General features: G+C 75.5%; 10 protein-coding genes. 2 read left to right on the forward strand and 8 right to left on the reverse strand.

Translation table 11 applies throughout. The annotated features are described in order from the left end of the window. Positions 1-58: 58 nt before the first annotated feature. Positions 59-817 carry a VOC family protein gene (locus ACH5AR_RS19070; protein ID WP_396302583.1) on the reverse strand — a complete coding sequence of 253 codons (759 nt, stop codon included), beginning with the start codon at positions 815-817 and terminating at the stop codon, positions 59-61. A 180-nt stretch (positions 818-997) separates the two neighbouring features. Further along, positions 998-1,639 (reverse strand): alpha-ketoglutarate-dependent dioxygenase AlkB, encoded by a 642-nt coding sequence (locus ACH5AR_RS19075; RefSeq protein WP_396302584.1) that lies wholly within the window; start codon positions 1,637-1,639, stop codon positions 998-1,000. 64 nt (positions 1,640-1,703) lie between these two features. On the opposite strand from ACH5AR_RS19075, the gene ACH5AR_RS19080 reads away from it, so the two are divergent. Both ACH5AR_RS19080 and ACH5AR_RS19085 read left to right on the forward strand, forming a co-directional pair. Next, the gene (locus tag ACH5AR_RS19080) at positions 1,704-2,327 is read left to right on the forward strand and encodes a hypothetical protein (RefSeq protein WP_396302585.1); all 624 of its coding nucleotides are present in this window, start codon (positions 1,704-1,706) and stop codon (positions 2,325-2,327) included. A 94-nt stretch (positions 2,328-2,421) separates the two neighbouring features. Beyond that, a complete protein-coding gene (locus tag ACH5AR_RS19085; RefSeq protein ID WP_396302586.1) occupies positions 2,422-2,940 on the forward strand; it encodes a universal stress protein in 519 nt (172 codons plus the stop codon). A gap of 7 nt (positions 2,941-2,947) precedes the next feature. Here ACH5AR_RS19085 and ACH5AR_RS19090 read toward each other — a convergent pair whose 3' ends face one another. The 6 genes from ACH5AR_RS19090 to ACH5AR_RS19115 form a co-directional block, all read right to left on the reverse strand. Beyond that, on the reverse strand, positions 2,948-4,567 hold the full coding sequence (locus tag ACH5AR_RS19090; protein WP_396302587.1) for an amidohydrolase: 1,620 nt from the start codon (positions 4,565-4,567) through the stop codon (positions 2,948-2,950). After that, on the reverse strand, positions 4,564-5,409 hold the full coding sequence (locus ACH5AR_RS19095; protein ID WP_396302588.1) for a PaaX family transcriptional regulator C-terminal domain-containing protein: 846 nt from the start codon (positions 5,407-5,409) through the stop codon (positions 4,564-4,566). The genes ACH5AR_RS19090 and ACH5AR_RS19095 overlap by 4 nt, the downstream gene beginning before the upstream one ends. A gap of 186 nt (positions 5,410-5,595) precedes the next feature. Further along, a complete protein-coding gene (locus tag ACH5AR_RS19100; RefSeq protein ID WP_396302589.1) occupies positions 5,596-6,360 on the reverse strand; it encodes an Asp/Glu racemase in 765 nt (254 codons plus the stop codon). After that, on the reverse strand, positions 6,357-7,286 hold the full coding sequence (locus tag ACH5AR_RS19105; RefSeq protein ID WP_396302590.1) for a fumarylacetoacetate hydrolase family protein: 930 nt from the start codon (positions 7,284-7,286) through the stop codon (positions 6,357-6,359). Before ACH5AR_RS19105 ends, ACH5AR_RS19100 begins: the two co-directional genes overlap by 4 nt. Before the next feature lie 17 nt (positions 7,287-7,303). After that, the gene (locus tag ACH5AR_RS19110) at positions 7,304-8,449 is read right to left on the reverse strand and encodes a cupin domain-containing protein (protein ID WP_396302591.1); all 1,146 of its coding nucleotides are present in this window, start codon (positions 8,447-8,449) and stop codon (positions 7,304-7,306) included. Beyond that, a complete protein-coding gene (locus ACH5AR_RS19115; RefSeq protein ID WP_396302592.1) occupies positions 8,446-9,417 on the reverse strand; it encodes a carbon-nitrogen hydrolase family protein in 972 nt (323 codons plus the stop codon). The genes ACH5AR_RS19110 and ACH5AR_RS19115 overlap by 4 nt, the downstream gene beginning before the upstream one ends. Position 9,418 lies beyond the last annotated feature (1 nt).

Here is a 9,418-nt window from a genome sequence, read left to right on the forward strand (position 1 = left end):
GCCGCAGGAGCGGCTCCGGCGCCGCCCGGAGGCCCCGGAGTTCCTCGGCGCCCCGGACTCAGGCCGCCGCCGCGGAGCCGCGGCCCGGGACGGCGACCAGGACGAACTCCGCGCCCGCGTCGTCCAGGACGAGGGCGGCCCGGCCGAACGGTGTCGGGGCCGGCCCGGTGCGGACGGTGCCGCCGAGGGCGCGCAGCCGGTCGGCGGCGCGGTCGGCGTCCTCGGTCGCGAAGTGGACCAGCCAGCGCGCCCCGGCTCCCGGAGCGCAGGGGCCGATGCTGCACGCGGGCCGCCCGGCCGCCCGGGCGAGGGCGTGGCCCGCCCTCGGCCGGTCGTAGGTGTAGCCGACGGCCCGGCGGTAGAAGGCCCGGGCGGCGTCGGGGTCGGGGGAGAGGTGTTCGTTCCAGGCGAGTGCCCCCGGCTCGTCGACCAGCCCGGCCCCGTCGATGGTGCCGGGCTGCCAGAGCCCGAAACGGGCGCCCAGCGGGTCGACGGCGAGCACGGCGCGGCCCTGCTCGGGCACCTCGTACGGACCGCGGGCCAGGCGGCCGCCGGCGGCCCGGACGGCGGCCGCGGTGCGCAGCGGGTCGGGGCAGGCGAGGAAGGTGGTCCAGGCGGTGGGCGGGTCGTCCGGCCGGGCCCGTTCGACAGCCGCGACCTGGACGCCGTACCGGGTGGCCACCGCCTCGGCGGGGCCGGTCGGGACGAACTCCCAGTCGAACAGCGCACCGTAGAAGGCCTGGGCCCGTGCGGTGTCCGGGGCGGTGAGCGCGACCCAGCACGGGACTCCGGCGTGGTAGGTGCCCGGTTTCGGCATACGGCCCTCCAGGTGGGCCCGGGCGCCCGAGCGCCACCGGCCCCACCCGCCAGCCTCCGCGCCCGGCGGGCGGCCGGCAAGCGGGCGGCGGGCGAGCGGGCGGCGGGCGAGGAGCCGGCCGGCAAGGGCGAGGTGGGCGAGGGGGCGGCAGGCAAGGGCGAGGCGGTGGCCGGGCACGCCTCAGGACACCCCGTGCGGCCGGAACTGGATGCTGATCCGCGGGCCCACCGGGCGGGCCGTCTTGGGGACCGCGTGCTCCCAGGTGCGCTGGCAGGAGCCGCCCATCACCACCAGGTCCCCGTGGCCGAGCGGGTGGCGGACGGCGGTGGGCCCGCCGGAGCGGGGCCGCAGCGCCAGGGTGCGCGGCTCGCCGACGGAGAGGATCGCCACCATGGTGTCCTCGCGGGCGCCGCGCCCGATCCGGTCGCCGTGCCAGGCCACGCTGTCCCGGCCGTCCCGGTAGTAGCAGAGCCCGAGGGTGCGGAACGGCTCGCCCAGCTCCCGGGCGTAGTGGTCGCTCAGCGCGGCCCGGGCCAGGCCGAGCACGGGGTGCGGCGGTTCGGCGTGCGCCGGGTAGGAGGCCAGCAGGCGCGGGACGTCGACCGTCCGCTCGTACATCGCCCGGCGCTCGGCCCGCCAGGGCACGGTGGCGACCAGCTGTTCGAACAGGGCGTCCGCCCCGTGCAGCCAGCCCGGGAGCAGGTCGAGCCAGGCGCCGTCGCCGAGCTGCTGCCGCCGCAGGCCGTCGAGCGGGCCGAGGCGGATGCCGCCGTGGTCCGTGTCGTCGAACAGCGAGGGCTGGAGGGGGACGGTGCCGTGCATGAGGCCAGGGTACGCCCTGGTTCGAACACGTGCTCGAATGGCGGGAGGGTTCTAGGCTTTCCGCATGGCGATCAACGGATTCGGGGTCACCGAGTTCCAGCTGGTACTGCTGCGCCGGATGGCCGACTTCCAGCCGGGACTGGTCGAGGAGGCGGTGCGGCGGCTCGGCGCCACCCGGGCCTCGATGCGGGAGGCCAACCGGCGCTGGCAGGCGATGGTCCGTGCGCCGGGGTTCCCGCGCGGCGGCGCCCGGTACGCGGCGGTGCTCGGGCCGGCCGAGGCGAGCGTGCCGCGTCGGATCGGAGACCTCGGCTGTGTCGCGCGGCAGTGGTCGCTCCCGCTCTGGCCCGCACTGCGCTTCGAGGTCCTGCTGGGCCCGGCCGGGGCACGCGGGGCGGTGCTGAACGAGTGGCTGGTGCGGGCGCCGGGCGTACCGGCACCCGAGCTGCGCACGCCGGGCGACCTCGTGCCGTGGGGCTGCGTGGTCGGCGACGTCGGGGCCGCCTTCCCGTCCGCCGTGCCGCGGGAGGGGAGCGCGCCGAGCAGGTTCCGGCTGGACCTCTCCGTGCCGGACGCGGACGGTCGGCTCCGCCGGTACGAGGCCGACTTCACCTGGGGGCTGCTCCAGGAGGTCCGTCCGGTCGGGGTGGATGGCCCGGGCATGGATATGCCGGGCGATGCAAGGTGATATTCAGTGAATGCCTTAGATTTGCAGGCAAAATATGGATGTGGCAATCTAATTGCAGACATTGAAGAGTTCTGACACCGGAAAGCGAAGGATCATGTCGGACGGCGCCCGCGTCATCGTCGGAGTCAGCGGTTCCCTGCACAGCCTCACCGCCCTGCACCGGGCGGCCGAGGAGGCCCGGGCCCGGCAGGCGGTCCTAGTGCCGGTGCTCGCCTGGACCCCGGTCGGCGGAGAGCGCAGCTACCGGGCCCGGCCGTGCCCGCCGCTGCTGCGCGCCTGGCAGGAGCTCGCCGAGGCGCGGATGGCGGGCGCGCTGGAGCAGGCCTTCGGCGGACTGCCGGTCGGCGTGCCGGTGCAGCCCCTGGTCGTGCGCGGCGAGGCCGCGGCCGTGCTGACCGGCCTCGCCGACCGTCCGGGCGACCTGCTGGTGGTCAGCAGCGGCGGGCAGGGCGGCCCGGCCGCCCGGGTGCGGGGGCTGCTGCGCCGCTCGGTCACCCGGCGCTGCCTGGACCGGGCCCGCTGCGGCGTGCTCGTCGTCCCGCCGTCCACGCTGCACGAGGACCTGCGGGCGCTGCACCGCGGCATCGACCTGCGGGAGCTGGCAGCCGCCTGACGGGACGTCAGCCGTGGTGTGCGGTACGGCCGCCGATCACCGTACGGGAGGGGCGCAGGTCGCGCAGCGCGTCCACCGGGCAGTCCAGCGGGTCGACCGGCCACACCGTGAGGTCGGCGAACGCCCCCGGCCGCAGGCTGCCGCGCACGGCGCTCTCGCCGGTCAGCCGGGCCGCGTTCACGGTGTGCAGCGCGACCGCCTCGGCCCGGCCGATCGCGTGCTCCGGGCCGACCACCCCGGCCGTGGTACCCCGGGTGGTCATGCCCCACACCGACACCATCGCGCCGTACGGGCCGACCGGGAAGTCCGAGCCGCCGGTGATCAGCGCGCCCTCGTCCAGCCACTCGCGCAGCGGGAAGAGCGCGGCGGTGCGCTCCTCGCCCCAGGCGCGCTGCTGGGCGAGCGCGCCGTCGTGCAGCAGCGGGTGCTGGACCGTCACCGGGACGCCGAGGGCGACCGCCCGGGCCCGCTGCTCGGGGCGGGCCAGGCCGCCGTGCTCGACCACCAACGTGCCGGGCGGCAGTCCGGGGCGACGCGCGGCGACCTGCTCGAACACGTCCAGCAGCACCCGCAGTCCGCGGTCGCCCCAGGCGTGCACGCCGACCCGCCAGCCCCGCCCGACCACCCGGTCCACCGCCGCGAGCAGCTCGTCCGGCTCCCACAGCAGCCGCCCGTGGTAGCACGGCTGCCCCCGGTACGGCTCCTCCACCGCGCCCGCCTCGAAGCCGCCGTCGATGCCGAACTTGACGCCCCACAGGCGCAGTCGGCCGTCGTCGCGGCCGGCGGCGCGCCACTCGTCCATCCGGTCCAGCAGCGCGTCCACCTGCTCCGGCGTGCGGGCCGCGAAGCCGGAGACCAGCGCCCGGACCCGTACGGCCAGGGCGTCCTGGGCCCGCGCGGCGGCCAGCACGTCGAGGTCCTCGACCGGGACCAGGCAGTCGCGGACGGTGCCGATCCCGGTGGCGGCGAACTGTGAGGACGCGGCCCGCAGGCCCGCGATCCGCTCCGCGAGGGTCGGACGCGGCAGCACCCGCTCGACCAGCTCGACCGCCCGGTTGACGAGCCGGCCGGTCAGGTGCCCGTGGGCGTCGCGCTCGACCACCCCGCCCGGCGGCGCCTCGGTGGCCTCGGTGATCCCGGCCAGCCGCAGCGCGGCGGAGTTGAGCACCATGTTGTAGGCGCCCCGGCGCACCAGCACCGGATGGTCGGCCGTGGCCGCGTCCAACTCGCGGACGGTGGGCATCCGTTGCTCGGCCAGCAGCACCTCCTGCCAGTTCACCGTGGTGTGGATCCACTCCCCGGCGGGGGTGCGGGCGGCGCGCTCGCGGACCAGCGCCAGGAACCCGTCGAGGTCGCGGGCCCGGTGGACGGGCACGCCGTGGACGCTGTGCCCGGCCAGGACCAGGTGGGCGTGGGTGTCGTCGAAGGCGGGCAGCACCGTCGAGCCCGGGGCGTCCACCACCTCGGTGGCCGGGCCGATCAGGGCGTCCAGCCCGCCGGGCGCGGCGGACAGCGCGGTGATCCGGCCGCCGGTGACGGCGACCGCCCTGCGGGGCGGCTCGCCGGGCACCAGGGTGTGCACGGCGGCGGCGCGGACCAGCAGGTCGGCGGGGGCGTGGTCGGTCATCGCGGCTCCTGGAGGGGGGACAGCCCGGTCACCTTCTCGACGTACCGGAGACTGGGCTCGGCGAGCAGCCCGTGCAACTCGGTGAACACGGCGCGGGCCGGCACCGCGTTCCAGTCGGCGGGCAGCAACCGGGCGGGCAGCCCCGGGTCGAGGTACGGCAGGCGGCGCCACCGGGTGAGCATCGGCACGTAGTCGCGGAAGGCTCCGGCCGGGTCGACCGGTGAGCGCTCGCGCAGCTCCTCGGCGGCCGGGCGCCAGGCGTCGGCGAAGGCCGCGTACTGGGCCTCGATCGCCGGGAGGTCCCACCACGTCGCCACCGCCTCGCGGAGGTCGGCGAAGCCGGCGTACTCGGCGGAGAGGAAGAGGTGGACGTAGGCGCTCAGGCCGAGCCGGTCCAGCAGCCGGCGGGCGTCCGGCAGCAGCCGGGCGGGCGCCAGCCAGACGCCGGGGGCGGCGTTGCCGAAGCCGAGCCAGCTCAGCCGGGAGCGCAGCTGGTGGCGGTGCGCGCGGGCGGACTCCGGCACCGAGAAGACCGCCACCACCCAGCCGTCGGCGAGCTCGGCGGGCTCCAGGCTGTGGAAGATCCGCCGGTCGCCCTCCTCGAAGAGCGGCTCCACCGCCGGGGCGAGCCGGTACCCCGTCGCCCCGGCGCGCCGCTCCTGGCGCAGGGTGCCGGCCTTCTTCAGCCGGGACATCGCCGAGCGGACGGCCGGGCCGTCCACGTCCAGCTCGGCCAGCAGGGCGATCAGGTCGGCGATGGATATCCAGCCGCCGAGGCGGCGGACGAACTCGCCGTAGACGGTGTGGATCAGGGAGCTCGGCCGGGGCGCGCTCTCGGACATGTGCGGGCCTCCTCCCCGGCGACTGGTGGTGATCATAACGAGGGCGCCGGGGCCGGGAAGGGTCTTGCCGGTCTTTGCCGGACCGGCCGGTCCCCGGGGCGGCGGCGGGGGCGGTCTGCTACGGCGGGAACCAGGGCCTGTCCTTAGGGCGTGTCTGACAATTCTCGCCGGGTGCGCGGCGAATTGTCAGACATGCCCTAGGCGTACGCGCCGGAGAGCAGCCGGCCGGCCCCGGGGGGCGAAGGCGGGCAGGCCGAGCGCCCGCAGCAGCTGGTGGGTGGTGCAGACGGCGGCCGAGACCACCGGCTTGCCGAGCTGCTGCTCGGCCTCCTCCAGCGCGGTGAGCGAGGGCAGTTGGACGCAGGCCGAGAGCACCACCGCGTCCGCCTCGGCATGGGCGAGGCGGCGGGCGATGGCGGGCAGCCGGGCCGGGTCGTGGGCGGCCACGTCGAGGTTGTCGGCGATCTCCAGCGCGGCGTGGTCGAGCACCTCGATGCCCTCCGCGGCGAGGTACCCGACCACCGTGCGGGCCAGCGGCCGCAGGTACGGGGTGACCATGGCGATCCTCGCGGCGCCCAGCTCGTGCAGCCCGGCGACCAGGGCGCCGGCGCTGGTGACCACGGGTGCGGGGGCGCCGTTCTGGATGGTGCGCAGGTGCAGCCGCCGCTCGGCCTCGCGGTGGTAACCGGGGCCGGTGGCCATCACGGCGACCAGGCAGGCGTAGCCGAGCACGTCCACCCGGGCGTCCGAGAGCTCGGCGGCGCAGCGGTCCGACTCGGCGTCCATGGCCCGGAGCTGCTCGGGGGTGACCCTGGTCATCCGCATCCGGCTGGAGTGGAAGGTGAACCGCTCGGGGGCGACCGCCTCGCGGGCCCGCAGCAGGGCGGGGACCTCGGTCTCCATGGTGACGTTGGAACTCGGGACGATCTGGCCGATCCGGTAGGTGGTCACCGGGTGGACGCCCCCTTCCGGTCCGGGGCTGGACGGCGGGCGTCGACCACCGGGTTGGCGAGGGTGCCGATCCGCTCGATGGTGGCCTCGACCAGGTCCCCGGGCCGGAGGAACTGCGGGGGCACCATCCCGGCGCCGACGCCCGAGGGGGAGCCGGTGGCGATCACGTCGCCCGGCTCCAGGGTGACGCCGGAGGAGATGTCGGCGATCAGCCGGGCGACGCCGAACAGCATGTGGCGGGTGTTGGAGTCCTGCTTCAGCTCTCCGTTGACCTTGAGCGAGAGGTCGAGCCGCTGGGGGTCGGGGATCTCGTCGGCGGTCACCACGACGGGGCCGAAGGGGGCGTAGCCGTCCTGGCCCTTGGAGAAGAACCACTGGCCGGAGCGGCGCTGGTCGCGGGCGCTGATGTCGTTGACGATGCTGTAGCCGAACACGTGCCGCAGCGCGTCCGCCTCGGCCACCCGGAAGGCCGGGGCGCCGATCACCACGGCGAGTTCGCACTCCCAGTCCAGCTGCTCGGTGAGGTCGCCGTTGTGCGGGATGGGCCCGCCCGGGCCGGTGACGGCGGTCGAGGGCTTGCCGAACAGCACCGGGCGGTCGGGCAGTTCGCGGTCGGTGTCCAGGGTGCGGTGCGACTCGGCCACGTGCTCGACGTAGTTGAGGCCGACACCGACGATCTTGCCGGGGCGCAGCGGCGCGCACAGGGCGACCTCGGCGAGCGGCCGGGTGGCCGGGGCTCCGGCGAGCAGGCTGCGGGCGGTGGCCAGGGCCGGTTCCCCGGCGCGGACCAACCCCAGCAGGTCGGGCGGGAGTTCGGCCCCGGCGGCGGTGGCCAGGGCGGTCAGGTCGACGATCCGGTCGTCGCCGGTGCGGGCGCCGAGCCGGGGGGTGTCGTCGCCGTCGGCGCGGAAGGTGAGCAGGTGCATGGCGGTGGGGCTCCTGGTCAGGCGGGGGTGGTGGGCTGCTGCCCGTCCGGATGGGCCTCTTCGCGGTACAGGCCGAGCGCGTGCATCACCGGGAAGTCGTTGAAGGAGAACAGGCAGGCGTCCTCGCCCCGGTCGAGGTTCTCGTGCTCGTGCCAGGCCCAGGACGGGACGACGAAGACGTCCCTCCGCTGCCACGCGAAGCGCTGCCCGGCGATCACCGAGACGCCCCGCCCCTTGGCCGCGGTGTACACCACCGAGCCGGTGTGCCGGTGGGCGCGGGTGGCCTGGCCGGGGCGCAGCAGCTGGAGGTGGGCGGACATGGTGGGCATCACCGGGCCGCCGGTGACGGGGTTGGTGTACTCCATGATCACGCCGTCGTACGGGGAGCCCTCGGTGGCGCGGGCGAGCCGGCGCAGCGCGTCGTAGCTGGGCTCCCAGGGCCAGCCGAGCAGCGGCGAGTAGGGCCTGGTCCACTTCTCGACGCCGTACGGCAGCAGGTTGCCGCCGTAGCTGAGCAGCGAGGAGCCGACGACCGGGGCCGGCCGCTGGTACAGCTCCGGGTGGACCTCGTAGAAGTTGGCGTCGAGGGTGTTGACCAGCGGGATGTCCAGGCCGTCCTGCCAGATCACCGGGGCGTCGTCGGCCTCGTTGCCGTGCTCGTGCCAGGTGTTGTTCGGGGTGATCGCGAAGTCGCGCGGGCCGACCCTGAGCTTCTGGCCGTCCACGATCGTCCAGGCGCCGGTGCCCTCGTGCACGAAGCGCAGCGCGGAGGCCTGGTGGCGGTGCGCGGTCATCGCCTCGCCGGGGCCCATGATCTGCAGGCCGGTGTACAACAGGCCGACGGCGGCGCTGAGTTCGCGGCGGCCCGGGTTCACCAGCATCACCACCCGGCGCCCGGCGTCGTCGGCCTTCACCAGTGGAAGTGCCTTGCGCACCAGCGGGCGGAGGTCGGCGTAGCGCCAGAGCGCCGGTACGGACCTCGGCTGCGGGTACCAGGGCTCGATCTCGTTCGCGACCGTCCACAGGGCTCCGGCCTGGTGCCTGGCCAACTCCTCGTAGTAGGCGCGCAGTTCCGGGCTGTCGGTGACCCTGGCCCGGCCGATCCGGGCGTCGTCGTGGTCGTCGTCGCGGCCGCCCTCGCGGGCGGGACCGGTGGCGGTCATGCCTCCTCCTCGGGCAGGGCCAGGGGCCGCAGCGGGCGGTTGTCCACGTGCAGCCGGAAGACGTCGAAGCGGTTGTAGTGGCCGACGATGTCGTGCATCTGCTTGGGCTGGACGCAGCGGCCGAGGTCGATCTCGGCGTAGACGATGCCCTCCTCGTCGACCAGCGGTTCGGTGACGGGCCGGCCGTCCGGGCCGAAGACGCCGGACAGCGCGCTGTGCGGGCGGGCGAGCTGCTTGCGGAGCAGCGGGTCGTCACCGGCGAGCAGGTCCACCATCTCGGGCGACACGGTGGAGCAGGAGACGACGGAGAACACCTTGCCCTCGAAGCAGTGCGCGGCGGTGCGCAGGGCGATCGAGTCGGCCATGTCGTAGTCCTCGGGGGCGACCGGCAGCGCGATGTAGCAGGCGGCGTGGACGAGTTCGCCCTGGGCCAGCAGGGTGAAGCGGGCCAGCGGGTTGGTGTTCTCGCCGCAGGCCAGCGCGCCGAGCGGGCCGACGGCGGTTCGGTGCACCCGCAGGGTGCTGCCGTCGCCCTGCCCCCAGGTCAGCTTCTCGGCCCAGGTCGGCATCAACTTGCGGTGCACGCCGAGCAGTTCGCCGTCGTCCCCGATGGTCAGCACGGTGTTGTACAGCGGGCCGAGACCGGGCCCGCCGCGTTCGTTCACGCCGATCACCAGCACCGTGCCGGTCTGCCGGGCGGCGGCCCGCAGGGTGTCGACGTACGGCCCGGGGACGTCCACGGCCGCCCGGAACAGCCGCTCGTACCAGGGCGAGCCCTGCACCGGGTTCATCGTCCAGTTCCAGTACGGGTAGCCGGGCACGAACACCTCGGGGAAGACCACCAGTCCGGCGCCGTGCCCGGCCGCCTCGTGGACCAGGGCGACGGCCTTGTCGACGGTGGCGGCCGGGTCCAGGTAGACCGGGGCGGCCTGGACGGCGGCGGCGGTGAAGCGGGGGAGGTGGGGCATG

The sequence above is a fragment of the Kitasatospora sp. NPDC018619 genome (genome assembly GCF_044391605.1).
Classification (GTDB): Bacteria; Actinomycetota; Actinomycetes; order Streptomycetales; family Streptomycetaceae; genus Kitasatospora.

Excerpts from the sequence above, each read along its gene's own strand:
- ACH5AR_RS19070 (WP_396302583.1), bottom strand. The coding sequence starts at position 817 with ATGCCGAAACCGGGCACCTACCACGCCGGAGTCCCGTGCTGGGTCGCG.
- ACH5AR_RS19075 (WP_396302584.1), bottom strand. The coding sequence starts at position 1,639 with ATGCACGGCACCGTCCCCCTCCAGCCCTCGCTGTTCGACGACACGGAC.
- ACH5AR_RS19080 (WP_396302585.1), top strand. The coding sequence starts at position 1,704 with ATGGCGATCAACGGATTCGGGGTCACCGAGTTCCAGCTGGTACTGCTG.
- ACH5AR_RS19085 (WP_396302586.1), top strand. The coding sequence starts at position 2,422 with ATGTCGGACGGCGCCCGCGTCATCGTCGGAGTCAGCGGTTCCCTGCAC.
- ACH5AR_RS19090 (WP_396302587.1), bottom strand. The coding sequence starts at position 4,567 with ATGACCGACCACGCCCCCGCCGACCTGCTGGTCCGCGCCGCCGCCGTG.
- ACH5AR_RS19095 (WP_396302588.1), bottom strand. The coding sequence starts at position 5,409 with ATGTCCGAGAGCGCGCCCCGGCCGAGCTCCCTGATCCACACCGTCTAC.
- ACH5AR_RS19105 (WP_396302590.1), bottom strand. The coding sequence starts at position 7,286 with ATGCACCTGCTCACCTTCCGCGCCGACGGCGACGACACCCCCCGGCTC.
- ACH5AR_RS19110 (WP_396302591.1), bottom strand. The coding sequence starts at position 8,449 with ATGACCGCCACCGGTCCCGCCCGCGAGGGCGGCCGCGACGACGACCAC.
- ACH5AR_RS19115 (WP_396302592.1), bottom strand. The coding sequence starts at position 9,417 with ATGCCCCACCTCCCCCGCTTCACCGCCGCCGCCGTCCAGGCCGCCCCG.